Source organism: Pseudomonas sp. P129 (genome assembly GCF_020312195.1).
Taxonomy (GTDB): domain Bacteria; phylum Pseudomonadota; class Gammaproteobacteria; order Pseudomonadales; family Pseudomonadaceae; genus Aquipseudomonas; species Aquipseudomonas fragariae.
The window spans coordinates 970368-994666 of record NZ_JAGPYS010000002.1 but is presented as its reverse complement, the minus strand read 5'-3'; the positions used below and the strand labels follow the sequence as shown (position 1 = coordinate 994666).

Below are 24299 nucleotides of genomic sequence, written 5' to 3'. Positions count from 1 at the left end.
ACTTTGGCCCCTTCAAAGTGACTCGCCGAGGGGCGAAAAGGTGACCTGAGCCGAACCTCAATCCACCTGACAACGAAAAACCGTCAAAAGAGAGTCATAGGGTCTTGGCCCTGTTCCTGGAGTCATTCAGGCTATTGCACGCAATCACCGAGCCAGAGAACAGGCAAAAAAAAGCCGACCCGTTGCCGGGTCGGCTTTCAATAATCCCGGGGGATTATTACTTGCGGCTGGCTTTGTCCAACATGCGCAGAGCGCGCTCGTTGGCTTCGTCAGCAGTTTGCTGAGCTTTTTGAGCAGCAGCCATAGCTTCGTCAGCCTTGCGGTAGGCTTCGTCGGCACGTGCTTGCGAACGAGCTGCTGCGTCTTCGGTAGCGGTCAGACGAGCTTCGGTTTCTTTGGATACGCTGCTGCAACCGGTAGCCAGAACTGCGGCCAGAGCCAGAGCAGAGAATTTCAGAACGTTGTTCATCGTGTTCACCTTCAAGGAATTTTTTTTCAAATTAGTCATCTCTCGAAAATGAGAAAACGACCGGCGTACATAGTACCCATTGTTTGTAGTAAGTAAACGGACCCGGCGCAAGAAGCTGCTAAAATTCCTCGCTTTGAAAGCGTTCCGCGTTACTTCTCAAGCGTTCTGTACAAAAACTATCCACTTTAACCGGACCCCTGCCGTGCTGAAGCGTTCCGGACAGTTCATGCAAGACCATTCCTGATTGACTGTCGGTCGGCACATGAGCGTTTTCGGGTATTTTTACATCGAGCGCGCTTGAGCATAGTCGCTAATGGCGCCTACTATCTCAGTGTGATGTCCGTCGAGATCGGCAGTGCCCTACCGGTGTCGAAAACAGGCACTGGGTGGCGTAGATGTTCCTTCGCCTGAAAAAGACCGGTAAGGTAGGGGTCAAATTCCAAGACCCGCGAGGAGTAGCGATGAGCGAGGCGTTGTCCATCCACCATGACGAAGTCGGCCACCATTTCGAAATCATTATCGACGGCCACCGTGCCTATCTGACCTATATGGATCTAGGCAAGCAGACCCTGGACTTCTATCGGACCTTTGTACCGGACGCCTTGCGGGGTCGCGGAATTGCTGCGGCGCTGACCAAGGAGGCGCTCGATTATGCCGACAGCATGGGCTATTCGGTCATACCGTCCTGCTCTTATGTCGAGCGCTACATGGAGCTCCATGATCTGCAGTCGCAGGCCGCCAAGCTCTGACGACCTGTAGCTACCGACAGTCAGCATAAAAAAACGCCGAGCATTTGCTCGGCGTTTTCGTTATTGCAGTGCAGTCGGTCAGGCAATTACTTGCGCTTGCGAGCTGGCAGCACATCCTTGAGTTTCGCGTGCATGCTGCGCAAGGTCTTTTCAGTGCTTTGCCAATCGATGCAGGCATCGGTAATCGACACGCCGTACTGCAATTCCGACAGGTCCTTGGGAATCGCCTGGCAGCCCCAGTTCAAATGGCTCTCGACCATCAGGCCGATGATCGATTCGTTGCCTTCCAGGATCTGGTTGGCGACGTTTTCCATCACCAGCGGTTGCAGCGCCGGGTCCTTGTTGGAGTTGGCGTGGCTGCAGTCGACCATGATGTTCGGGCGAATGCCGGACTTGTTCAGCGCCTGTTCGCAGAGCGCGACGCTGACCGAGTCATAGTTGGGCTTGCCATTGCCGCCGCGCAGCACCACATGACCGTAGGCGTTGCCTTTGGTGGTCACGATCGACACGCCGCCTTCCTGGTTGATACCCAGGAAACGATGCGGGCTCGACACCGATTGCAAGGCGTTGATGGCAACCGTCAGGCCGCCGTCGGTACCGTTCTTGAAACCGACTGCCGAGGACAGGCCCGAAGCCATCTCGCGGTGAGTCTGGGATTCTGTGGTGCGCGCGCCGATTGCCGACCAGCTGATCAGGTCCTGCAGATACTGCGGGGAGATCGGGTCCAGGGCTTCGGTGGCGGTGGGCAGACCCATCTCGGCCAGATCCAGCAGCAACTGGCGACCGATGTGCAGGCCATCCTGGATTTTGAACGAGTCATCCAGGTACGGGTCGTTGATCAGGCCTTTCCAGCCCACCGTGGTGCGCGGCTTCTCGAAGTAGACGCGCATCACCAGATACAGCGTGTCAGACACTTCCGCCGCCAGCGCCTTGAGACGCTCGGCGTACTCCTTGGCTGCCTTGAGGTCGTGGATCGAGCACGGGCCGATCACGATGAACAGGCGGTGGTCATGGCCATCGAGAATGTTGCGAATCACTTCGCGGCCCTGGCTGACGGTCTGCAGGGCAGCATCGGTCAGGGGGATGTCGCGCTTGAGCTGATCCGGAGTGATCAGAGTCTCGTTGGAGGCAACGTTGAGGTCGTCAATCGGTAAATCAGCCATCGTGTTACTCATCAGGTCGCGGGTACTGGCCGCCAACGGTCCCCCGTGCGGCGGTGTCCAGCTGGTTTGAGCGCAGCGGGGAGCCGAACCTTAGCGCGTTATCGCGCTGTTCGACAATAAGTAAACGAGGTATTGGCCAGGTCGTTGCCCGGGATGCGCTGCCTTATTGCAAGACAATCCGCTGCGACGGATAGTGTACGGCCGCAAATAGCGAGACAGTCAAGGGAGAGGTCATGAGTGTTGATTCCCGTGGTCCGCGCGTCGGCATCATTGGTACGGGTGCCATCGGTGGCTTTTACGGACTGATGCTGGCGCGTGCCGGATACGATGTGCATTTTCTGCTGCGCAGCGAGTTTGACACGGTGGCGCGCGAAGGTTTGCAGGTCAAAAGCGCCGTGCACGGCGAGCTGTCCCTCAAGCCCGTTCAGGCGTATCGCTCGGCGGCTGAAATGCCGCCTTGTGACTGGCTGCTGGTCGGCACCAAGAGCACCGGCAATGCCGCGCTCGGTCCGATCATCCGTCAGGTGGCTGCGCCGAATGCCAGCGTGTTGCTGTTGCAAAACGGCCTGGCTGTCGAAGACCAACTGCGTAACGTCCTGCCCGACAGCCTGCACATACTCGGCGGGCTGTGTTTCGTCTGCGTCAACCGGGTTGCGCCCGGCGTCGTCGCCCATGAAGCCTTCGGTGCGGTCAGTGTCGGCTATCACAGCGGCCCGGCGGACGATGAGGCGAGCCGCATGGCGGTGGTCGAAGCCTGCGCGGCCCTGTTCAAGACGGCCGGCATCGACGCGCCGGTCATGGCCAATCTGCAGCAGGCCCGCTGGCAGAAGCTGGTCTGGAATGTGCCCTATAACGGGCTGTCGGCCTTGTTGCAGACCAGTACCGGTCGATTGATGGCCGATCCTGACAGTCAGGTCTTGATCCGGGCGCTGATGGACGAGGTCGTGCAGGGGGCCGAGGCCTGCGGGCACACCTTGCCGCCGGGTTTCGCGCAGCATCTGTTTACAGTGACCGAAAACATGCCGGATTACAGGCCCAGCATGTACCACGACCTGGCCGAAAGACGCCCGCTGGAGCTGGACGCCATTTATGCCCGGCCCCTTGCGGCGGCGCTTGCCGCCGGGTTTGACATGCCTCGCGTGCGGGTGCTTTATCAGGCACTGGCGTTCATCGATCGGGGCAACCGCCCGGCAAGCAAGGAGTGATTCATGACAGAAGCTGAAGACCATAAGCTGGTACTGGCGATTTCATCGCGCGCACTGTTCGATCTGCGCGACAGTCATGAGGTGTACATGGCCGATGGCGTCGAGGCCTACCGCAAGTATCAGATCGAGCATGAGGACGAAATTCTCGCGCAGGGCGATGCGTTCCCGCTGGTGGAAAAACTGCTGAGCCTCAATGCCAGCCTGGAGAAGGCGCGCGTCGAAGTGGTGCTGGTATCGCGCAACAGTGCTGATACCGGCCTGCGGGTCTTCAACTCGATTCAGCATTACGGCCTCGACATCAGTCGCGCCGCCTTTGCCGGCGGGCGCAGTCCTTACCCGTATCTCGCAGCGTTTGGCTGCCACCTGTTTCTCTCCACCCATGCCGAGGATGTACGCAGCGCCCTGGATGCCGGGTTCGCGGCCGCGACCATCCTTTCGGGTGGCGCACGGCGTGCAGCCAGTGCCGAGTTGCGGATTGCCTTCGATGGCGACGCGGTATTGTTTTCCGACGAATCGGAGCGGGTGTACCAGAGCGGCGGGCTGGCGGCCTTTCAGGCCAGCGAGCGTGAGTGGGCTCGCGAGCCGTTGCGCGGCGGGCCTTTCAAGCCGTTTCTCGCCGCACTCAATCAACTGCAGCGCGAGTTTCCCGACGCGAGCTGCCCGATTCGCACCGCGCTGGTCACGGCTCGCTCGGCACCTGCCCATGAGCGCGTGATCCGCACCTTGCGCGAATGGGACATTCGTCTGGACGAGTCGCTGTTTCTCGGTGGTTTGCAGAAATCGGCCTTCCTTGAAGCGTTCGCCGCCGATGTGTTCTTCGACGATCAGCCCGGCCACTGCGAGAAGGCGCGTGATGTAGTGGCGACGGGGCACGTTCCACACGGCATCAGCAACGAAATAGTGCCGCTTGCCGACGGGGGCTGAGAAGTCCGCCGTCGCAGCCGATGATGCGCTGCTACGCTGAGTCAATCTCCGCCATTCGGGTTGTTCGGGAGGTTGTATGGTTCGTTCGATGCTGTATGCCGCAGACCTCGGTCTGTACGCGCCTTATGTAACGCAGCACGCGCTGGCGCTGGCTCGAACGTTCAACGCCGAGCTGTACGTCATCCATGTCGTCGAGCCTCTGGGCCTGTTCGCCGAGTCGGTGCTGCAGAGTTACCTGGGCGAGGAAGCGTTGAAAGAGCTTCGCGGCAAAGGTGTGAATGCATTTTTGAGTGGAATAGAGCAACGAATGCTCGACGGGTTTCGTGAAGAGTTGGGCGAAGGGCACTCGGACCTTTCCCTGATTCGTACGGTGCGCGTCGTGCAGGGCGAGCCTGCCAGCGTGATTCTCGAACAGGCGCACAAGCTGGATGTGGATTTGCTTGTGGTCGGCAGTCACAGCCGCAGCATGGAAGAGGGCTCCTCCATAGGCCGGACGGCTGCCAGGGTTCTGCAGTTTTCCGCTGTGCCGGTCTACATGGTTCCGATGATGTTGAAAAAGGTGCGGGGGTAGGGGAAAGGTCCAATTGGTGGTTTTAATGAAATCGAGCGTGCGATCACCTTACAAAGGTGATAAAAAGTTCTAGAATTATTCGTCTCACCATTAATCCAGTTATATACCGTCGCCGATACCCATAGGGTTTATCTGCTTTGAGGGATACATATGAAGCTCCAACAACTGCGCTACATTTGGGAAGTGGCGCACCACGACCTCAACGTTTCCGCGACGGCCCAGAGCCTTTACACCTCCCAGCCCGGCATCAGCAAGCAGATCCGTCTGCTTGAAGATGAACTGGGCGTCGAGGTTTTCGCCCGCAGCGGCAAGCACCTGACGCGTGTGACACCTGCAGGCGAGCGCATCATCACGACAGCGGGCGAGATCCTGCGCAAGGTCGAGAGCATCAAGCAGATTGCCCAGGAGTTCTCCAACGAGAAAAAGGGCACCCTGTCGATCGCCACCACCCACACCCAGGCGCGCTATGCCTTGCCGTCGGTGATCAGCAACTTCATCAAGCAATACCCTGATGTTGCGCTGCACATGCACCAGGGCTCACCGATGCAGATCGCCGAAATGGCCGCTGACGGGACGGTCGATTTCGCTATCGCCACCGAGGCGCTCGAGCAGTTCAGCGATCTGGTGATGATGCCGTGCTATCGCTGGAACCGTTGCGTTGTCGTGCCGCAGGGTCACCCGTTGACCAAGGCACCCAAGCTGACCCTGGAACTGCTGGCCGAATACCCGATCGTGACTTACGTCTTCGGTTTCACCGGTCGTTCCAAGCTGGATGAGGCGTTCAGCCATCGCGGGCTGGTGCCCAAGGTGGTGTTTACGGCGGCGGACGCCGACGTGATCAAGACCTACGTCAGGCTGAATCTGGGCGTGGGTATCGTGGCGAGAATGGCGGTAGACGAGGAAGTGGACAGCGACCTGGTGGTGCTCGATGCCAGTGATCTGTTCGAGTCCAGCGTTACAAAAATCGCTTTCCGTCGCGGCACTTTCCTGCGGGGTTTCATGTGCGATTTCATCGAGAAATTCGCGCCGCACCTGACCCGCGAAGTCATGGCCAAGGCGATTCAGTGCCATAACAAGCAGGAAATGGAAGAGCTGTTTGCCAATGTCGAGCTGCCGGTGCATTAGAGGCAGTTTTGAGCTGCAAGCTGCAAGCTACAAGCTACAGCCAGAGCCCTACGCGCTTTGACTTGAAGCTTGAAGCTTGAAGCTTGCCGCTCGCGACACTAGTCGCGCACTATCAGATTGCCCGCATGCAGCCCGCATTCCTTCTGCGTGGCTTCTTCCCACCACCAGCGACCTTCGCGCTCGTGCTGGTTCGGCAATACCGGGCGGGTGCAGGGTTCGCAGCCGATGCTGATGAAGCCGCGCTCGTGCAGGCTGTTGTAGGGCAGCTCCAGCATGCGGATGTAGCCCCAGATTTCCTCGCTGCTCATTTGTGCCAACGGGTTGAATTTGTACAGCGTGCGCTCGGCTGTCGAAAAAGCGCTGTCGATTTCCACTGCAGCAACGGCGCTGCGGGTGCCGGGGCTCTGATCACGGCGCTGGCCGGTTGCCCAGGCGCTGACGCCAGACAGTTTGCGACGCAGCGGCTCGATCTTGCGGATGCCGCAGCATTCGCCATGACCGTCCCGGTAAAAGCTGAACAGGCCCTTTTCCTTGACGAAAGGTTCAAGCTTGCTGTGATCGGGCGAAACGATCTCGATCTCGATCTTGTAGTGCTCGCGGACCTGCTCGATGAAGCGATAGGTTTGCGCATGCAGGCGCCCTGTATCCAGGCTGAAGACCTTGACGTTCTTGTTCAGCTTCCAGGCCATGTCGACCAGAACCACGTCCTCGGCACCGCTGAAAGAGATCCACAGGTCGTCGCCGAAGTGCTCGAAGGCCAGTTTCAGAATGTCTTGTGCAGATTTGTTCGCATAGGTCGTCGCCAGTTCAGCGACGTCGAAAGGTTGGCTCATCAGGCGGCTTCCTAAAATGCAAGAGTGGCGCTTAAGCGCTCGTGATGGCGGCAATGGTAACAAAATCCGCTGTTCAGTGGCCGTTGCCAGCGGCTAGAGTGGCACTTGCGTCGAGAGTGAATGGTTTGAGGAGTGTGCTGTGGAAATTGCCTGCCTGGACCTGGAGGGTGTTCTGGTCCCGGAAATCTGGATCGCCTTTGCCGAGAAAACCGGCATCGAATCGCTGCGTGCCACCACGCGGGACATTCCCGATTACGACGTGCTGATGAAGCAACGCCTGCGGATTCTTGATGAGCACGGTCTGAAACTGGCGGATATTCAGGAAGTGATCGGTACTCTCAAGCCGCTGGAGGGCGCCGTGGAGTTCGTCAACTGGCTGCGCGAGCGGTTTCAGGTAGTGATTCTCTCGGACACGTTCTACGAGTTCTCTCAGCCACTGATGCGTCAATTGGGTTTTCCGACCCTGCTGTGTCATCGCTTGATCACTGACGAGACCGACCGGGTGATCGGTTACCAGTTGCGTCAGAAAGATCCCAAGCGTCAGTCGGTGCTGGCCTTCAAGAGTTTGTATTACCGGATCATCGCTGCAGGCGATTCGTACAACGACACGACCATGCTGGGAGAGGCCGACGCCGGTATCCTGTTCCACGCTCCCGACAACGTGATCCGCGAATTCCCGCAGTTTCCGGCGGTGCATACTTTCGATGACCTGAAAAAGGAATTCATCAAGGCCTCGAATCGGGATTTGATGCTTTGAGGGCGAAGCCTCGGTTGCGCGCGACTGGAGACAGGTGACGCAGAGCGTCACGAAATGATCTGGCTATCGTGCCGACGCTCTGCGTCGGTATGCCGTTCTGGACGCTCTGCGTCCTCTTTGCAACGCAGAGCGGTTCACAGTGCTTCAAGCGTCTCCAGCAGTACACGGACTTTGGTGAAGGTTTCCTGATATTCCGCCTCGCAGTCCGAGTCGGCGACGATGCCGCCACCGCCCCAGCAGGAAATCTGTCCGTCCTTGACCAGCAGGCTGCGGATGGCGATCGAGCTGTCCATTTCGCCACGCACGTCCAGATATATCAGAGAGCCGCAATACAGGCTGCGGCGGGTCGGCTCCAGTTCGTCGATGATCTGCATGGCGCGGATCTTCGGCGCGCCCGTGATGGATCCGCCAGGAAAGCTGCCGCCGATCAGGTCCAGTGCATCGTTGCCGGCGGCCAGCTCCCCGGTCACGCTGCTGACCAGATGGTGCACGTTGGGGTAGCTTTCCAGGCTGAACAGCTCGGGGACTTTCACCGAGCCGATGCGGCAGCTGCGGCCCAGGTCGTTGCGCAGCAGGTCGACGATCATCAGGTTTTCTGCGCGGTCCTTCTCGCTGGCCAGCAGTTCGGCGGCCAAGGCGGCATCCTGCGCCGGGTCCGCGCTACGCGGCCGTGTGCCTTTGATCGGGCGGGTTTCTACCTGCCGGGTGCTGACCCGCACAAAGCGCTCGGGAGAAAGACTCAGCATTGCATCGGCCCCCGGCAGGCTCAGGTAGCCGGCGAATGGCGTCGGACAAGCCGCTCGCAGCGCACGATAGGCGGCCCATGGGTCACCGACGCACTGCGCCTGAAAGCGTTGTGCAAAGTTGACCTGGTAGCAGTCACCGGCCTGGATGTAAGCCTGAATGCGTTCGAACGCCTGGCGATAGTTATCCGCGCTGATACTGGCCTGAAACGGCTGGCTGAGACGGAACTCCGTGCGCGGCTCAGGGATATCGACAGAGAACAGCTCAATCAGCCGTTCGCGTTCGCTTGCGGCCAGGGCTGGATGAAAAATCAGCTGGCTGGTCTGCTCCTGATGATCACTGATCAGCGCCCAGGCGTAGAGCCCCAGACGGGCCTCGGGCAGTTGCAGGTCATCAATGGCCTGATCCGGCAAAGGCTCCAGGCGTCGACCAAACTCATAGCTCAGATAACCGATCAGGCCGCCAGCGAAGGGCAGCTCGCACCCGTCAGGCAGCTGTGCTGGGCCGAGGGTCTTGAGACTGTCGCGCAAGCGCTGGAGATAGGTCGCTCCGTTCTCACCATCGGCGACGGTCAGTTCCTGCAACGGCCATGCACTGAGCAGGTCATGTCGGCCCCGCACGGCTGCCGGCCTGCCGCTGTCGAGCAGCACCGCACCCGGCGCTTCGCGGATTCGCGCGAAGAACGCGATCGGGTCGGCGCTGTAGGGCAGGGGGTGTATCGAGCAGATCGGCATCGTCGAATATCGGCCTTGGAAACGCGGCTGGCGATTGTAGCCTTGCCGATGCGGCAGTCCTAGCGGTATGTCGGTTCAGACGCCGGGCACATGACCGAACAGGTCCTGAACAAAGTCGACCCGCTCCTGCGCCGATTCCTGACGTCCTTCGAGAGCCAGTTGCTCCAGACGCGCCTCGACGGCCTGAGTGCGATGGGTCAGGCCACTGTCGTTGGCGATCTGAATGTTCAGGCCGGGACGGGCGTTGAGCTCCAGAATCAGCGGGCCTTTGTCCTGGTCCAGCACCATGTCGACGCCGATATAGCCCAGGCCGCACAACTCGTAGCACTCGGCGGCAAGCTTCATGAAGCCGTCCCAGTTAGGCAGCTGCACGCCATCCACCGAGTGGGTGGTGTCCGGGTGCTTGCTGATGATGTTGTTCAGCCAGGTGCCTTGCAGGGTAACGCCGGTGGCCAGGTCCACACCCACGCCGATGGCGCCCTGGTGCAGGTTGGCCTTGCCGCCTGATTGGCGGGTAGGCAAGCGCAGCATGGCCATCACCGGATAACCCATCAGCACGATGATGCGGATGTCCGGTACGCCTTCGTAGCTGATGCTTTTGAAGATCGGGTCAGGCACGACCCGGTACTCGATCAGCGCGCGGTCGCGGTGGCCACCCAGTGAATAAAGGCCGGTGAGGATGCTGGACACCTGATGCTCGATTTCCGAGTGGCTGATGATGCGTCCCGAGACGGTGCGGAAGCGTTCTTCGAAACGGTCGGCAATCACCAGAATGCCATCGCCGCCTGCGCCCTGTGCGGGTTTGATCACGAAGTCGCTGTGCCCACCGATGATCTCGTCGAGCCTGTCGATTTCCTTTTCCGTGGAAATCACGCCGTACATCTCCGGCACATGAATGCCTGCGGCGATGGCCCGCTCCTTGGTGATGATCTTGTCATCGACGATCGGATAGAGGCTGCGCTTGTTGTACTTGAGCACGTAGTCGGCGTTACGTCGATTGATGCCCATGATGCCGCGGGCTTCGAGCGCCTTCCAGGTTTTCCACCAGCCGATCACTTGGCCTTTTCCTCTTTCAGGAATGCCTTGAAGCGCACCAGTTCGGTCAGCCGGTAGCCACGGTATCTGCCCATCGCCAGCATGAAGCCGACCAGTACCAGCAGCACTGCCGGGAAGGTGAAGACGAAGTAGGTCAGTTCCGGCACGCTCATGATCAGGTGCGCCAGCGACGCGGCGAACAGCGTACCGATGGCGACCTTCATGGCATGGCTGCCGCCACGCTCTTCCCAGGTGATCGACAGGCGTTCGATGGTCATGGTCAGAATCACCATCGGGAACAGCGCAACCGACAGGCCGCGTTCCAGCCCGAGCTTGTGGCTGAACAGGCTGATGGCAGCGATCAGCACCACGACGAAGGTCAGTACCACCGACAGGCGCGGCAGCATTTGCAGTTTCAGGTGCTCCAGATACGAGCGCAGTGACAGGCCCAGCGCGGTGATCACGGTAAACAGGGCGATGCCGAAGCCCAGTTGTGTCTCCCGGAATGCCAGCGCGATCAGCACCGGGGTGAAGGTGCCCAGTGTCTGCAGGCCGATCAGGTTGCGCAGGATCAGGATGACCAGCACGCCAATCGGGATCATGACCATGATCATGAAGGTCTGCTGGGTCTGCAGCGGCAAGCCGTACAGCGAATAGGCCAGGAAGTCCGAATCGGTGCTGGCGTCGGTCAGCTTGGCGAGACGCATGGCGTTCATTTCACTGTTGTTGAGGCTGAACGTGACTTGCACCTTCTTGCCGCCTTCGACGCTGACCAGGCCTTCCTCGCCGGTCCACCAGAGCAGGCGATCGTCCGGCAGGCCGGCTTCGCCGGTGTCGGGATTGAAGTACAGCCATTCCTTGCCGTTGAAGCTGCGCAGCCAGAGTTCCGGTGTCTGCTGCTCGGCATCCAGGCGAATGGTGTGGGCTTTTTCCAGCGGTACGTGGGCGATCGACAGCAGCAGCTCGGTGACCCGGGCCTTGTTGGACGCCGAGTTATCACCGGCCAGCAGCAGTTTGACGTTATCGTCATTCAGGTTGTTGACGCGCTTGATGGCCTCGGTGATGAAGGTCTCCACGTCCGCCGAATGCTGGCGAATGGGTGCCAGCAACGCTTCGGCTGCGACCTTTTCCGGGCCTTCGACGGTCATGCTGTCGCGAAAGATAGGCCCTTTGACCTTGGGTTTTTCACCGCTGTAACGCTTGGTCAGTACCAGTCGGTAGTACAGGGTCTGGTTGCCGGTGGCGCGACGGGCCGACCAGGTGACCTTGCGGTTGCCGTCGGCGCGGTTGACGCTGACGCCGTAATTGTTCGAGATGAAGCTTTCATTGAGGCTGATGTAGTCGTGGGCCAGCGGCGGCACGAACATCTGCACCTTCACCGAATCCTTGGGATTGGCGACGAACTCGACTTTGGCGTCGATGTTCCACAGATCATCGGTTTCGTCTTCGCTGACGGGTATGCCGAGCGCCAGTATCTGATAGGCCGTGATCGCGATGCCGAGGGTCACCAGGGCAGTGATCAGGATCTTCAGATGGAGTGTAAGAGAGCGCATGGATTTACTCTGCGTTTTGAGCGACGGAAGCGCAGCCGGGCTTCCCTGCCGCATATTTAAGACTTGGATCGACCAGCGCATCAAAGCGTTTCAAGGCTTCGGAGCCGATCAAAAGCGGGTATTGGAAAGCACTTCGGTCAGTCAAGTTCACTTCTATGGTGCGTAAAGATTCACCCATGCAGATATCGAGGCTGATTACCGGACGTGACGAATACCGATTGTCGTCATCCGGGTCGAGATCGTCGGCACGCCGCTTGATCTTGCTGACCCGCGCCAGAGGGCGCTCGATGGGGTGTACATGCTTGCTGTCGCTGGCCAGATAGAAGCGCACCCAGCTTTCACCATCGCGCTTGAAATGTTTGATGTCGCGGGCGCTCAGCGAGGCAGTCTTGGCGCCGGTGTCGAGCTTGGCGGCAATCTCGATATCGATTTCGCTCAGCCTGGCGTATTCATTGAGGCCATAGACCGTCTTGTTAGCGGCCAGGGTCAGGCCGGGCAAAAACAGAAGGCCGAGCAGTGTGGGGAGGGTAGTCAGTCTCATAAATCCTGGCGCGATGAGCGAACAACTTCAGGGTCAGGGCGCAAATGGAATTGACCTGATGATGGTAGGGCAGGCGGTTCGCAGGCGCTGGCTCCGCTGCGGAGCGCGCTGTACGGACGCGACGCATTCTAGCATGAAGCCCTGCGGCTGCCAGTGATCAACCTGCCTGGCTGTTCAGGTTGGTCTGTCGTGCAAAGGGGGGGCGCGCTTTGGCTGATTGTCGACAATGCAGGGTTTTGTTTTGACTGAGTGGCGAAATATGGCTAGATTTGAGCGCATATAGTCATGAGGTGTCGACAATGCTGAAGGTGGTCGAAAAAACCATGACGGTTGCGGACGACTCGGAAACGCTCTCCGAGAACGTTTTTCGACGTATTCAATCGGCCATCGTGAAAGGCGAGATTGCTCCCGGCAGCAAGATTTCCGAGCCGGAACTGGCTCGCACCTATGGCATCAGTCGCGGGCCGCTGCGCGAAGCGATTCACCGGCTCGAAGGGCAGCGACTGGTGGTTCGCGTGCCGCATGTGGGCGCCCGGGTGGTCTCGCTCAGTCATGCCGAACTGATCGAACTCTATGAAATTCGCGAGTCACTGGAGGGGATGGCCTGTCGTCTGGCCGCCGAACGCATGACGCAGGCCGAAATCGATGAGCTGCGCGGCGTTCTGGATACCCACGAGCGCGATGCCGCCTTTCAGGCAGGTATCGGCTATTACCAGCAGGAGGGTGATTTCGACTTTCACTACCGCATCATTCAGGGCAGCGGCAATCGCACCCTCAGCCAGATGCTCTGCGGCGAGCTGTACCAGTTGGTGCGCATGTACCGCATTCAGTATTCCACCACGCCCAACCGGCCTCGTCAGGCCTTTGCCGAACATCACCGCATTCTCGACGCCATCGCCGACCGCGACGGTGAGCTGGCTGAATTGTTGATGCGCCGCCATATCGGCGCGTCCAGACGCAACATCGAACGCCACTATCAGGCGGCTTCCCAGACGACTTCCGACCGAGGTAAACAATGAGTCATGACAACAGCACTCCCGGCCAGCGTTTCCGCGATGCAGTTACCAGCGAGCAGCCGCTGCAAGTGGTCGGCGCGATCAATGCCAACCACGCACTGCTCGCCAGGCGTGCCGGGTTCAAGGCTATTTATCTGTCGGGTGGCGGAGTCGCTGCAGGATCTCTGGGCATTCCGGACCTGGGAATCACTGGGCTTGAAGACGTACTGATCGATGTGCGGCGCATCACCGACGTCTGCGATCTGCCGTTGCTGGTGGACGTCGACACCGGTTTCGGCTCTTCGGCTTTCAATGTGGCGCGTACCGTGCGCTCGATGATCAAGGCCGGGGCGGCGGCGATTCACATCGAGGATCAGGTCGGTGCCAAGCGTTGCGGGCACCGTCCCAACAAGGAAATCGTTTCTCAGCAGGAAATGGTCGACCGGATCAAGGCTGCCGTGGATGCCCGGACTGACGACAGCTTCGTGATCATGGCGCGTACCGATGCGCTGGCGGTTGAAGGGCTGGAGTCGGCCCTGGAGCGTGCCGCTGCCTGTATTGAAGCCGGTGCGGACATGGTGTTTCCAGAGGCCATCACCGAACTGGCGATGTACAAGCAATTCGCCAACCGCGCAGGCGTGCCGATCCTCGCCAACATCACCGAGTTCGGCGCCACGCCGTTGTTTACGGTCGATGAGCTGCGCGAGGCGGACGTCTCGCTGGTGCTGTATCCGCTTTCCGCATTCCGCGCGATGAACAAGGCTGCAGAAAATGTCTACGGCGCAATCCGCCGTGACGGCAGCCAGAAAAACGTGATTGACAGCATGCAGACGCGCATGGAGCTGTATGACGCGATCGATTACCACACATTCGAACAGAAGCTGGATGCGCTGTTTGCGCAGAAGAAGGGGTGATGCCTGTGAAATACCGGGCTTCTGGCCGCAGGCCGTAGGAGCGAACTTGTTCGCGAAAGGGTTGTTATATTCTCTGATAATGCAACGTTGGAATCACTATCTTCGCTAACAAGAGAAGCCTCGCTCCGTCCCATCACACAAGAACAAAATTGGAGAACACCATGGCTGAAGCAAAAGTATTGAGTGGTGCCGGGCTGCGCGGGCAGGTTGCCGGGCAGACGGCGTTGTCCACGGTGGGCATGGCCGGTGCCGGGCTGACCTATCGCGGCTATGACGTGCGCGATCTGGCTGCCGAGGCGCGTTTTGAAGAAGTGGCCTACCTGCTGCTGTACGGCGAACTGCCCAATCAGGCCGAATTGTCTGCCTATATGGACAAACTCAAGCGCCTGCGCGATCTGCCGCAGGCCCTGAAGGAAGTGCTGGAGCGCATACCCGCCGACACTCATCCGATGGATGTCATGCGCACCGGTGCTTCCATGCTCGGCACCCTGGAGCCGGAGCGCAGTTTCGATCAGCAGCGCGACTCGACCGACCGTTTGCTCGCGGCGTTCCCGGCGATCATGTGCTACTGGTATCGCTTCAGTCACGACGGCAAGCGTATCGACTGCACCTCGGCCGAAGACTCCATCGGCGGGCATTTTCTGCACCTGCTGCTGGACAAGGCGCCCAGCGAACTGCACCGCAAGGTCATGGACGTATCGCTGATTCTCTACGCCGAACACGAATTCAATGCCTCGACCTTCACTGCCCGCGTCTGCGCGTCGACCCTGTCGGACCTGTATTCCTGCGTCACGGCAGCCATCGGTACCTTGCGCGGCCCGCTGCACGGCGGTGCCAACGAGGCTGCAATGGAAATGATTCAGCGTTTCGCCTCGGCTGAAGAGGCAACCAAAGGCACGCTGGGCATGCTGGAGCGCAAGGAAAAGATCATGGGCTTTGGCCATGCGATCTACAAGGAGTCCGACCCGCGCAACGAGGTGATCAAGGGCTGGTCGAAGAAACTCGCCGACGAAGTGGGCGATACGGTGCTGTTCCCGGTCTCCGAGGCCATCGACAAGGTCATGTGGGAGCAGAAGAAACTGTTCCCCAACGCCGACTTCTACCATGCGTCGGCGTATCACTTCATGGGCATCCCGACCAAGCTGTTTACGCCGATCTTCGTTTGCTCACGCCTGACCGGCTGGGCCGCGCACGTTTTCGAGCAGCGCGCCAACAACCGCATCATTCGCCCGAGCGCCGAATACATCGGCGTCGAACAGCGCGCGTTCGTACCCCTGGAACAGCGCTAAAAGGGGGCAGGGGAGTCGCTGAAGCTCCCCACCCGTATTCCGAACACTCCGTGATCGAGTCCTGCAATGAACAGTGAATTTCGCAAACCGCTCCCTGGCACCCGACTGGATTACTTCGACGCTCGGGCAGCCGTCGAGGCGCTCAAGCCCGGTGCCTATGCCACGCTGCCCTACACCTCGCGGGTGCTGGCCGAGAACCTGGTGCGTCGTTGTGATCCGGCGACCTTGAATGCCTCGTTGATGCAGCTCGTCGAGCGCAAGCGTGATCTGGATTTTCCCTGGTTCCCGGCACGCGTGGTCTGCCACGACATTCTGGGTCAGACCGCGCTGGTCGACCTTGCCGGGCTGCGTGACGCGATCGCTTCGCAGGGCGGCGATCCTGCGCTGGTCAACCCGGTGGTTCCGGTGCAACTGATCGTCGACCACTCGCTGGCAGTGGAGTCCGCCGGTAATGACCCGCAGGCGTTCGCAAAGAACCGCGCCATTGAAGATCGTCGCAACGAAGACCGTTTTCACTTCATTGACTGGACCAAGCAGGCGTTCAAGAACGTCGAAGTCATCCCGCCGGGCAATGGCATCATGCACCAGATCAATCTGGAGAAAATGTCACCGGTGGTGCAGGTGCTCGATGGCGTGGCCTTTCCCGACACACTGGTGGGCACGGACAGCCACACGCCGCATGTCGATGCCCTGGGCGTGATTGCCATTGGCGTCGGTGGGCTCGAGGCCGAGAACGTCATGCTCGGGCGCGCCTCGTGGATGCGCCTGCCGGACATCATCGGCGTCGAACTGACCGGGCGCCATCAGCCAGGCATCACCGCAACCGACCTGGTGCTCGCGCTGACCGAGTACCTGCGCCAACAGAAGGTGGTCGGCGCCTACCTGGAGTTTTACGGCGCAGGTGCGTCGAGTCTGACCCTGGGCGACCGGGCGACGATCTCCAACATGGCGCCTGAATACGGCGCGACGGCGGCGATGTTCTCCATTGACTCGCAAACCATCGACTACCTGCGTTTGACGGGACGTGAGGACGAGCAGGTCAAGCTGGTCGAGCTGTACGCCCGGCACACCGGTCTCTGGTCGGACAGCCTGAGCGAGGTGCGCTACGAGCGGGTGCTGAGTTTCGATCTGTCCAGTGTAGTGCGCAACATGGCCGGGCCCTCCAACCCCCATGCGCGGGTCGCCACCGCCGATCTGGCGGCCAGAGGGATTGCCGGGCAATGGGACGAGGTGCCGGGGCAGATGCCCGACGGCGCGGTGATCATCGCTGCGATTACCAGTTGCACCAACACCAGCAACCCGCGCAACGTCATTGCCGCCGGTCTGCTGGCACGCAACGCCAACCGCCTGGGGCTGCTGCGCAAGCCGTGGGTCAAGTCATCGCTGGCCCCCGGCTCGAAAACCGTGGCGCTGTATCTGGATGCAGCAGGGCTGACCTCGGAGCTGGAGCAACTGGGTTTTGGCGTCGTGGCTTTTGCCTGCACCACCTGCAACGGCATGTCCGGCGCGCTCGATCCGCTGATCCAGCAGGAAATCATCGACCGCGACCTGTACGCCACGGCGGTCTTGTCCGGTAACCGCAACTTCGACGGGCGTATTCATCCCTATGCCAAGCAGGCCTTTCTGGCCTCGCCGCCCCTGGTGGTGGCGTATGCCATTGCCGGGACCATCCGCTTCGATATTGAAAACGATGTGCTGGGCATCGCCGAGGGCCGGGAAATCCGTCTCAAGGATATCTGGCCGAGTGATGAAGAGATTGATGCCGTTGTGCAGGCATCGGTCAAGCCGGAGCAGTTTCGCCAGGTCTATATCCCGATGTTTGCCATCGAAGAACACACCGGGCCGAAGGTCGAACCGCTCTACGACTGGCGTCCGATGAGCACCTACATCCGTCGCCCGCCCTACTGGGAAGGCGCGCTGGCCGGAGAACGCACGCTCAAGGGCATGCGGGCGCTGGCCGTACTGCCGGACAACATCACCACTGATCACCTGTCGCCGTCCAACGCGATCATGCTCGACAGTGCGGCGGGCGAGTACCTGGCGAAAATGGGCCTGCCGGAGGAAGACTTCAACTCCTACGCGACCCATCGCGGCGACCACCTGACTGCCCAGCGCGCGACCTTTGCCAACCCGCAACTGGTCAACGAGATGGCAGTGGTCGATGGCAAGGTCATAAAGGGCTCGCTGACCCGCATCGAACCCGAAGGCGTGGTCACGCGCATGTGGGAAGCCATCGAAACCTACCTGGCGCGCAAGCAGCCGTTGATCATCATTGCCGGTGCCGACTATGGGCAGGGCTCGTCCCGTGACTGGGCGGCCAAAGGCGTCAGGCTGGCGGGCGTCGAAGCGATTGCTGCAGAAGGGTTTGAGCGTATTCACCGCACCAACCTGGTCGGCATGGGCGTGCTGCCGCTGGAGTTCAAGCCCGGCACCAGCCGTCTGACCCTGGGCATCGACGGCAGCGAAACCTTCGATGTGATCGGCCAGCGCACACCGCGCGCTACATTGACGCTGGTGATTCAGCGCCGTAACGGCGAGCGCGTCGAGGTGCCGGTGACCTGTCGTCTGGACACCGCCGAAGAGCTTTCTATTTATGAGGCGGGTGGCGTGTTGCAGCGTTTTGCTCAGGACTTTCTGGAGGCTACTGCATCGTAGCTACGCTGGAGCGTGAGGAACGCTAAGCGTGCGCAAGAGCACTATCGTGCCCATGCTCCGCGTGGGCATGCAGTTCTGGACGCTCTGCGTCCGATTTTGAGCGCTCGGCGCGCTCTTTGAACAGGACAACGAATTCATGGCTCATCCACCACAGATCCGCATCCCCGCCACTTACATGCGCGGAGGCACCAGCAAGGGGGTGTTTTTCAGGCTGACTGATCTGCCCGACGCTGCACAGGTTCCGGGCGCGGCGCGGGATGCGCTGCTGTTGCGGGTCATCGGCAGCCCCGACCCCTATGAAAAGCAGATCGACGGCATGGGCGGGGCGACGTCGAGTACCAGCAAGAGCGTGATTGTGTCGCGCAGCAGCAGGCCCGACCACGATGTCGATTACCTGTTCGGCCAGGTGTCCATCGACAAGCCGTTTGTCGACTGGAGCGGCAATTGCGGCAACCTGTCAGCGGCCGTGGGGCCATTCGCGATCGCGAATGGTCTGGTCGACCCTGACCGCGTTCCGCAGGATGGCGTGGCGGTGGTGCGCATCTGGCAGGCCAACATCGGCAAGACCATCATCGCTCACGTGCCGATCAGCAACGGCGCGGTGCAGGAAACCGGCGACTTCGAGCTGGATGGCGTGACCTTCCCGGCAGCGGAAGTGCCACTGGAGTTTCTTGACCCGGCGGCGGACGAAGAGGGCGCGGGTGGCTCGATGTTCCCCACCGGCAATCTGGTGGATGATCTGCAGGTGCCCGGCATCGGCACTTTGAAGGCAACCATGATCAATGCCGGCATTCCGACGATTTTTGTCAACGCTGCCGACATCGGCTATACCGGCACTGAGCTGCAGGGCGATATCAACGCTGATCCGCAGGCGCTGGCCCGTCTGGAGGCCATTCGCGCCTATGGTGCGCTGCACATGGGCCTGATTGGCAGCATTGATGAAGCTGCCGCACGCCAGCACACGCCCAAGGTGGCTTTTGTCGCTGCGCCTGCCGACTACCTGGCGTCGAGCGGCAAGCCTGTCGTTGCGCAGGATATCGAGCTGCTGGTACGCGCCGTGTCGATGGGCAAGCTGCACCACGCGATGATGGGCACGGCTGCGGTGGCCATCGGCACGGCCGCAGCCATCCCGGGCACGCTGGTCAATCTGGCCGCTGGTGGTCAGGCGCGCAGCGCAGTCAGCTTTGGCCATCCCTCCGGCACACTGCGGGTCGGCGCCCAGGCCGTTCAGGAGGGCGGTGACTGGAAAGTCACCAAAGCCCTGATGAGCCGCAGCGCCCGCGTGCTGATGGAAGGCTGGGTGCGGGTGCCGCAGCCAGGCGCCTGAAGTCGTCAGTTTTGAAGGGGCTCGCAGCGCCTATTTGAAACGTCGTTCCACGCCTTTTTCGACCAGCACCTTGGCGGAGATTTCTTCCACCGAAAAATGCGTGGAGTTGATGTGTGCAATGTTCTCGCGGCGGAACAGGCTTTCCACCTCGCGCACCTCGAATTCGCACTGCGCGTAGCTGGAGTAGCGACTGTTGGGCTTGCGCTCGTGGCGGATCGCGGTGAGGCGGTCCGGGTCGATGGTCAGGCCGAACAGTTTTTCGCGATGCTGCTTGAGCGCTGCAGGCAGTTGCAGCCTTTCCATGTCATCTTCGGTCAGCGGATAGTTGGCGGCGCGGATACCGAACTGCATGGCCATGTACAGACAGGTCGGGGTTTTGCCGCAGCGCGAGACGCCGACGAGGATGATATCGGCCTTGTCGTAATAATGCGTCCGCGCGCCGTCATCGTTGTCCAGCGCGAAGTTGACCGCCTCGATGCGCTCCATGTAATTGGAGTTATGCCCGATGGAATGCGATTTACCCACGGAGTAGGACGAGTGTGAACTAAGCTCCTGCTCCAGCGGGGCCAGGAAGGTCGAAAAGATATCGATCATGAAGCCATTGGACGTTGCCAGAATCTCGCGAATGTCCTGATTGACGATGGTATCGAAGATGATCGGCCGCACATCGTCCTTGTCGGCGGCATTATTGATTTGTTGTACCATCGCCCGCGCCTTCTCGACGCTGTCGATATAGGGCCTGGTGAACTTGTTGAAGGTAATGTTTTCAAATTGTGCCAACAGGCTCTGGCCCAGGGTTTCGGCGGTGATACCCGTGCCGTCCGAGATGAAGAAAGCGGATCGTTTCATTTTTGCCCCAGGCCTTAAGCAGTTGACGAATTCTGGCTATCATAGGCGTGCTGGCCGGTCCTGAGAGCCCGCAGTTCAGCTTTTTTGCACGCATGCTTTTCGAACACTCGGTTTTGCACGCCCGATCTGTACGTCCGGGCAGACACGCCTGAAGCCACACCGCATGTGGCGCAGGTGAATGAGCTTTTCCCAACAACAAACACAGTTAGTGGAGAGATCACCTTGGTAGAGTACGTAGTTTCCCTCGATAAGCTCGGCGTCCATGATGTAGAGCACGTGGGGGGCAAAAACTCGTCCCTCGGCGAGATGATCAGCAACCTCGCAGGTGCTGGTGTTTCGGTGCCCGGCGGCTTCGCGACTACCGCCCAGGCTTACCGTGACTTTCTCGAGCTCAGCGGCCTGAACGAGCAGATCCATGCGGCGCTGGACGCCCTTGACGTCGATGATGTCAACGCGTTGGCCCGCACCGGTGCGCAGATTCGTCAGTGGATCATGGAGGCCGAGTTCCCCGAGCAGCTCAACGCCCAGATCCGTACTGCGTTTGCCGAGCTCTCTGCCGGTAATCCGAACCTGGCCGTGGCCGTGCGTTCCTCCGCAACGGCCGAAGACTTGCCGGATGCCTCGTTCGCCGGCCAGCAGGAGACCTTCCTGAACATCCGCGGCGTCGAGAACGTGATCCGTGCCGCCAAGGAAGTCTTCGCTTCACTGTTCAACGACCGTGCGATTTCCTACCGCGTACACCAGGGCTTCGACCACAAGCTGGTCGCGCTGTCTGCGGGTGTGCAGCGCATGGTGCGCTCCGAAACCGGTACGGCCGGTGTCATGTTCACCCTCGACACCGAGTCCGGTTTCCGCGATGTGGTGTTCATCACCGGTGCCTACGGTCTGGGCGAGACGGTCGTGCAGGGCGCCGTCAACCCCGACGAATTCTACGTGCACAAGGACACGCTGGCGGCTGGTCGCCCGGCGATCCTGCGTCGCAATCTGGGCAGCAAGGCGATCAAGATGATTTACGGCGAAGAAGCCAAGGCCGGTCGTTCGGTCAAGGTGATCGACGTCGAGCCTGCCGATCGTGCACGTTTCTGTCTGAGCGATGCCGAAGTGTCCGAACTGGCCAAACAGGCGATGATCATCGAGAAGCACTACAAGTGCCCGATGGACATCGAGTGGGCCAAGGACGGTGACGACGGCAAGCTGTACATCGTCCAGGCACGTCCGGAAACGGTGAAGAGCCGTGCGTCGGCCAACGTCATGGAACGCTATCTGCTCAAGGAGACCGGCAAGGTGCTGGTCGAAGGCCGTGCCATCGGTCAGCGCATCGGCGCGGGCAAGGTGCGTATCATCAAGGACGTGTCCGAGATGGACAAGGTCCAGCCCGGTGACGTGCTGGTGTCGGACATGACCGACCCGGACTGGGAACCGGTGATGAAGCGTGCCAGCGCAATCGTCACCAACCGTGGCGGTCGTACCTGCCACGCCGCGATCATCGCCCGTGAGCTGGGCATCCCGGCAGTGGTCGGCTGCGGCAACGCCACGCATACCCTTCAGGATGGCCAGGGTGTCACGGTTTCCTGTGCAGAGGGCGACACCGGTTATATCTTCGAAGGCGAGCTGGGCTTCGACATCAAGACCAACTCGGTCGATGCCATGCCTGATCTGCCGTTCAAGATCATGATGAACGTCGGCAACCCGGACCGTGCCTTTGATTTCGCCCAGTTGCCCAATGCCGGTGTCGGCCTGGCGCGTCTGGAGTTCATCATCAACCGCATGATCGGCGTGCACCCCAAGGCGCTGCTCAACTATTCGGTGCTGCCACCGGAAATCAAGGAAAGCGTCGACAAGCGCATCGCCGGTTACGACGATCCGGTCGGTTTCTATGTCGACAAGCTGGTCGAGGGCATCAGCACTCTGGCCGCCGCGTTCACGCCGAAAAAAGTCATCGTGCGCCTCTCGGACTTCAAGTCCAACGAGTACGCGAACCTGATCGGCGGCAAGCTCTACGAGCCCGAAGAAGAAAACCCGATGCTGGGCTTCCGCGGTGCGTCGCGCTATATCAGCGAGAACTTCCGTGACTGCTTCGAGCTGGAGTGCCGCGCTCTCAAGCGTGTGCGCGAGGAGATGGGCCTGACCAACGTCGAGATCATGGTGCCGTTCGTCCGCACCCTGGGCGAGGCGAGCCAGGTGATCGATCTGCTGGCCGCCAACGGGCTGAAGCGTGGCGAAAACGGCCTGCGCATCATCATGATGTGCGAGCTGCCGTCCAACGCGATTCTGGCGGAAGAGTTCCTCGAGTATTTCGACGGCTTCTCCATCGGCTCCAACGACCTGACTCAGCTGACGCTCGGTCTCGACCGTGACTCCGGTGTGATCGCTCACCTGTTCGACGAGCGTAACCCGGCCGTCAAGAAGCTGCTGTCCAACGCCATTCAGGCGTGCAACAAGGCCGGCAAGTACATCGGCATCTGCGGGCAGGGGCCTTCCGATCATCCGGATCTGGCGCGCTGGCTGATGGATCAGGGCATCGAGAGTGTCTCGCTCAACCCCGATTCGGTACTGGAGACCTGGTTCTTCCTCGCCGAGGCACAGGCGCCTGTCTGACAGGCGGTGGCTCGCCTGAGGCGCATTCCTCGCAACACCGGGCTGCCGTGTGACGCGAACGCGGCCTGAGCCGTCATGTGGTTCAGGTGTTTGAATGAGGCGGTTTCTTCGGAAGCCGCCTTTTTTATGGCGCACCGCGAGACCCCGGAGCGCGTGGTTTCATCCCGTCTGTCAAACCAGATAAAGAGTGATATGCAGAGCAGCAGCCAGCTTTTTCCCGTGGCCTTGATCAGCGCCGAGCGTCGTGGCGATCTGGTCGAGGACGTCTACCGTCTCAAACCTGCCAACAGTCCCGACGCCAGTGTCGAACTCGCGGTAACCCGGCTGGGGCGGGCCGATCAGCCCGACGTGCGTGGCACTCCGGTCATCCTGCTGCATGGCAGCTTTTCCAACCGGCGTTTCTGGTATTCGCCCAAGGGCATCGGTCTGGGCGCGTATCTGGCGCGTGCCGGTTATGACGTGTGGATTCCTGAAATGCGCGGCCATGGCCTGTCGGCTCGCAACCTGAGTTACCGCAGCAATTGCGTGGCGGACTACGCGCGTTTCGATTTGCCAGCCATTGCCGCGTTCATCGTCGAGCAAAGTGGCCAGATACCGCACTGGATCGGCCATTCGCTGGGCGGCACGAGCCTGGCGGCAGCCTTGGGCGGTCAGTACCTGGGGGCTGATACTGCGGCGTCCGTGGCGCTGTTCGGCAGCCAGGTCAGCCGCACCTACTGGCCGCTGAAAGTCCCGCCCCTGCAATGGTCTGCGAAGTGGCTGCTGAGGTCCTTCGAGCATATCTCCGGACCGCGTTTCAAGCGCGGGCCGGAAGACGAGCCGATTGGCCTGGTTCTGGAAAGCATGCGTTGGCACGGGTTGTTCGGGCGTTTCGGTGAGCGTGACAACAACTGGTGGGCAGGGTTGAGCGCGGTTCAGGTGCCGCTTCTGGCTGTCGCTGCGGCCGGCGACCATCAGGATCCGGTGTGGGCTTGCCGTGAGCTGTTCGAGCAGATCGGCAGCGCGCACAGGCAGTTTCTCTGCCTGAGCCGTGAACACGGCTTCAGCGAGGATTTCGACCATGTGCAGATGCTGGTCAGCAAGGCCGCGCAGCAGCAGGTCTGGCCGCGGGTGATCGAGTGGCTGGGCGAGCGGTCCGTTCCTGAACAGGTTGCAGAGTTTCAGGTCGCGGTGGGCAGTTAGCCGTTAAAGTCGCTATGGTTACCGTCAGCCGGTCGTGTCTATTTCAATGTCTGTATCAAGCGCGACCTCATAGCCGATGACAGGAGT

The 24299-nt window shown here is 60.4% G+C and carries 22 protein-coding genes; 13 read left to right on the top strand and 9 right to left on the bottom strand.

What is annotated here, in order from left to right; translation table 11 throughout:
* Positions 1–217: 217 nt before the first annotated feature.
* Positions 218–469 (bottom strand): Lpp/OprI family alanine-zipper lipoprotein, encoded by a 252-nt coding sequence (locus KBY02_RS09605; protein ID WP_003347084.1) that lies wholly within the window; start codon positions 467–469, stop codon positions 218–220.
* A 461-nt stretch (positions 470–930) separates the two neighbouring features.
* Here KBY02_RS09605 and KBY02_RS09600 point away from each other — a divergent pair, with 461 nt between their 5' ends.
* Positions 931–1218 (top strand): GNAT family N-acetyltransferase, encoded by a 288-nt coding sequence (locus KBY02_RS09600; protein WP_003315710.1) that lies wholly within the window; start codon positions 931–933, stop codon positions 1216–1218.
* 86 nt (positions 1219–1304) lie between these two features.
* Here the strand turns inward: KBY02_RS09600 and KBY02_RS09595 are convergent, their stop codons facing one another.
* Positions 1305–2381: a 3-deoxy-7-phosphoheptulonate synthase gene (locus KBY02_RS09595; protein ID WP_003406774.1), complete on the bottom strand. Its 1077-nt coding sequence runs from the start codon at positions 2379–2381 to the stop codon at positions 1305–1307.
* A gap of 233 nt (positions 2382–2614) precedes the next feature.
* Here KBY02_RS09595 and KBY02_RS09590 point away from each other — a divergent pair, with 233 nt between their 5' ends.
* The 4 genes from KBY02_RS09590 to cysB all read left to right on the top strand — a co-directional run bounded on the left by KBY02_RS09590 (position 2615) and on the right by cysB (position 6206).
* A complete protein-coding gene (locus KBY02_RS09590) occupies positions 2615–3586 on the top strand; it encodes a putative 2-dehydropantoate 2-reductase (protein WP_032653971.1) in 972 nt (323 codons plus the stop codon).
* A gap of 3 nt (positions 3587–3589) precedes the next feature.
* The gene (locus KBY02_RS09585; protein ID WP_003406772.1) at positions 3590–4510 is read left to right on the top strand and encodes a 5'-nucleotidase; all 921 of its coding nucleotides are present in this window, start codon (positions 3590–3592) and stop codon (positions 4508–4510) included.
* Between the two features lie 76 nt (positions 4511–4586).
* Positions 4587–5081 carry a universal stress protein gene (locus KBY02_RS09580; RefSeq protein WP_003406771.1) on the top strand — a complete coding sequence of 165 codons (495 nt, stop codon included), beginning with the start codon at positions 4587–4589 and terminating at the stop codon, positions 5079–5081.
* 150 nt (positions 5082–5231) lie between these two features.
* The gene (gene cysB / locus KBY02_RS09575; protein ID WP_003406770.1) at positions 5232–6206 is read left to right on the top strand and encodes an HTH-type transcriptional regulator CysB; all 975 of its coding nucleotides are present in this window, start codon (positions 5232–5234) and stop codon (positions 6204–6206) included.
* A gap of 98 nt (positions 6207–6304) precedes the next feature.
* Here the strand turns inward: cysB and KBY02_RS09570 are convergent, their stop codons facing one another.
* Positions 6305–7039: a phosphoadenylyl-sulfate reductase gene (locus tag KBY02_RS09570; RefSeq protein WP_003406769.1), complete on the bottom strand. Its 735-nt coding sequence runs from the start codon at positions 7037–7039 to the stop codon at positions 6305–6307.
* Between the two features lie 139 nt (positions 7040–7178).
* Between KBY02_RS09570 and thrH the strand changes: the two genes are divergently transcribed.
* On the top strand, positions 7179–7796 hold the full coding sequence (thrH, locus tag KBY02_RS09565) for a bifunctional phosphoserine phosphatase/homoserine phosphotransferase ThrH (RefSeq protein WP_024640703.1): 618 nt from the start codon (positions 7179–7181) through the stop codon (positions 7794–7796).
* A 134-nt stretch (positions 7797–7930) separates the two neighbouring features.
* Here thrH and pabB read toward each other — a convergent pair whose 3' ends face one another.
* From pabB to KBY02_RS09545, 4 genes are all read right to left on the bottom strand, one after another.
* The gene (gene pabB, locus KBY02_RS09560) at positions 7931–9274 is read right to left on the bottom strand and encodes an aminodeoxychorismate synthase component I (protein ID WP_225650225.1); all 1344 of its coding nucleotides are present in this window, start codon (positions 9272–9274) and stop codon (positions 7931–7933) included.
* 75 nt (positions 9275–9349) lie between these two features.
* On the bottom strand, positions 9350–10327 hold the full coding sequence (locus tag KBY02_RS09555; RefSeq protein WP_161633389.1) for an alpha-L-glutamate ligase-like protein: 978 nt from the start codon (positions 10325–10327) through the stop codon (positions 9350–9352).
* Entirely contained in the window at positions 10327–11862 is a 1536-nt protein-coding gene (locus KBY02_RS09550; protein ID WP_011267423.1) for an inactive transglutaminase family protein, read from the bottom strand. The genes KBY02_RS09555 and KBY02_RS09550 overlap by 1 nt, the downstream gene beginning before the upstream one ends.
* A gap of 4 nt (positions 11863–11866) precedes the next feature.
* Entirely contained in the window at positions 11867–12403 is a 537-nt protein-coding gene (locus tag KBY02_RS09545; RefSeq protein WP_003315699.1) for an ATP-dependent zinc protease, read from the bottom strand.
* Positions 12404–12702: 299 nt separating this feature from the next.
* Here KBY02_RS09545 and KBY02_RS09540 point away from each other — a divergent pair, with 299 nt between their 5' ends.
* From KBY02_RS09540 to prpF, 5 genes are all read left to right on the top strand, one after another.
* Positions 12703–13422 carry a GntR family transcriptional regulator gene (locus KBY02_RS09540; protein WP_003392922.1) on the top strand — a complete coding sequence of 240 codons (720 nt, stop codon included), beginning with the start codon at positions 12703–12705 and terminating at the stop codon, positions 13420–13422.
* Positions 13419–14312, top strand: coding sequence for a methylisocitrate lyase (gene prpB / locus KBY02_RS09535; RefSeq protein ID WP_011267426.1), 894 nt, complete (start codon positions 13419–13421; stop codon positions 14310–14312). The genes KBY02_RS09540 and prpB overlap by 4 nt, the downstream gene beginning before the upstream one ends.
* Positions 14313–14473: 161 nt before the next feature.
* Positions 14474–15601, top strand: coding sequence for a 2-methylcitrate synthase (gene prpC, locus KBY02_RS09530; RefSeq protein WP_003406752.1), 1128 nt, complete (start codon positions 14474–14476; stop codon positions 15599–15601).
* Between the two features lie 66 nt (positions 15602–15667).
* The gene (acnD, locus tag KBY02_RS09525; protein ID WP_225650223.1) at positions 15668–18256 is read left to right on the top strand and encodes a Fe/S-dependent 2-methylisocitrate dehydratase AcnD; all 2589 of its coding nucleotides are present in this window, start codon (positions 15668–15670) and stop codon (positions 18254–18256) included.
* A gap of 136 nt (positions 18257–18392) precedes the next feature.
* Positions 18393–19583 carry a 2-methylaconitate cis-trans isomerase PrpF gene (gene prpF, locus KBY02_RS09520; protein WP_225650221.1) on the top strand — a complete coding sequence of 397 codons (1191 nt, stop codon included), beginning with the start codon at positions 18393–18395 and terminating at the stop codon, positions 19581–19583.
* 30 nt (positions 19584–19613) lie between these two features.
* Here prpF and KBY02_RS09515 read toward each other — a convergent pair whose 3' ends face one another.
* Together KBY02_RS09515 and KBY02_RS26495 are read right to left on the bottom strand one after the other, a co-directional pair.
* Positions 19614–20432: a pyruvate, water dikinase regulatory protein gene (locus tag KBY02_RS09515; protein ID WP_003347114.1), complete on the bottom strand. Its 819-nt coding sequence runs from the start codon at positions 20430–20432 to the stop codon at positions 19614–19616.
* Between the two features lie 75 nt (positions 20433–20507).
* The gene (locus KBY02_RS26495; protein ID WP_373686963.1) at positions 20508–20708 is read right to left on the bottom strand and encodes a hypothetical protein; all 201 of its coding nucleotides are present in this window, start codon (positions 20706–20708) and stop codon (positions 20508–20510) included.
* On the opposite strand from KBY02_RS26495, the gene ppsA reads away from it, so the two are divergent.
* Complete coding sequence (ppsA, locus tag KBY02_RS09510) at positions 20655–23030, top strand: phosphoenolpyruvate synthase (protein ID WP_003406749.1); 2376 nt, start codon at positions 20655–20657, stop codon at positions 23028–23030. The genes KBY02_RS26495 and ppsA overlap by 54 nt on opposite strands.
* Before the next feature lie 192 nt (positions 23031–23222).
* Positions 23223–24212, top strand: a complete 990-nt coding sequence (locus tag KBY02_RS09505; protein ID WP_116886880.1) for an alpha/beta fold hydrolase — start codon at positions 23223–23225, stop codon at positions 24210–24212.
* The last annotated feature ends 87 nt before the right edge of the window (positions 24213–24299 follow it).

Excerpts from the sequence above, each read along its gene's own strand:
- pabB (WP_225650225.1), bottom strand. The coding sequence starts at position 9,274 with ATGCCGATCTGCTCGATACACCCCCTGCCCTACAGCGCCGACCCGATC.
- KBY02_RS09505 (WP_116886880.1), top strand. The coding sequence starts at position 23,223 with ATGCAGAGCAGCAGCCAGCTTTTTCCCGTGGCCTTGATCAGCGCCGAG.
- KBY02_RS09595 (WP_003406774.1), bottom strand. The coding sequence starts at position 2,381 with ATGGCTGATTTACCGATTGACGACCTCAACGTTGCCTCCAACGAGACT.
- KBY02_RS09590 (WP_032653971.1), top strand. The coding sequence starts at position 2,615 with ATGAGTGTTGATTCCCGTGGTCCGCGCGTCGGCATCATTGGTACGGGT.
- KBY02_RS09585 (WP_003406772.1), top strand. The coding sequence starts at position 3,590 with ATGACAGAAGCTGAAGACCATAAGCTGGTACTGGCGATTTCATCGCGC.
- KBY02_RS09580 (WP_003406771.1), top strand. The coding sequence starts at position 4,587 with ATGGTTCGTTCGATGCTGTATGCCGCAGACCTCGGTCTGTACGCGCCT.
- prpF (WP_225650221.1), top strand. The coding sequence starts at position 18,393 with ATGGCTCATCCACCACAGATCCGCATCCCCGCCACTTACATGCGCGGA.
- KBY02_RS09540 (WP_003392922.1), top strand. The coding sequence starts at position 12,703 with ATGCTGAAGGTGGTCGAAAAAACCATGACGGTTGCGGACGACTCGGAA.
- prpB (WP_011267426.1), top strand. The coding sequence starts at position 13,419 with ATGAGTCATGACAACAGCACTCCCGGCCAGCGTTTCCGCGATGCAGTT.
- acnD (WP_225650223.1), top strand. The coding sequence starts at position 15,668 with ATGAACAGTGAATTTCGCAAACCGCTCCCTGGCACCCGACTGGATTAC.
- prpC (WP_003406752.1), top strand. The coding sequence starts at position 14,474 with ATGGCTGAAGCAAAAGTATTGAGTGGTGCCGGGCTGCGCGGGCAGGTT.
- KBY02_RS09550 (WP_011267423.1), bottom strand. The coding sequence starts at position 11,862 with ATGCGCTCTCTTACACTCCATCTGAAGATCCTGATCACTGCCCTGGTG.
- KBY02_RS09600 (WP_003315710.1), top strand. The coding sequence starts at position 931 with ATGAGCGAGGCGTTGTCCATCCACCATGACGAAGTCGGCCACCATTTC.
- KBY02_RS09570 (WP_003406769.1), bottom strand. The coding sequence starts at position 7,039 with ATGAGCCAACCTTTCGACGTCGCTGAACTGGCGACGACCTATGCGAAC.
- KBY02_RS09545 (WP_003315699.1), bottom strand. The coding sequence starts at position 12,403 with ATGAGACTGACTACCCTCCCCACACTGCTCGGCCTTCTGTTTTTGCCC.
- KBY02_RS09605 (WP_003347084.1), bottom strand. The coding sequence starts at position 469 with ATGAACAACGTTCTGAAATTCTCTGCTCTGGCTCTGGCCGCAGTTCTG.
- KBY02_RS09515 (WP_003347114.1), bottom strand. The coding sequence starts at position 20,432 with ATGAAACGATCCGCTTTCTTCATCTCGGACGGCACGGGTATCACCGCC.
- cysB (WP_003406770.1), top strand. The coding sequence starts at position 5,232 with ATGAAGCTCCAACAACTGCGCTACATTTGGGAAGTGGCGCACCACGAC.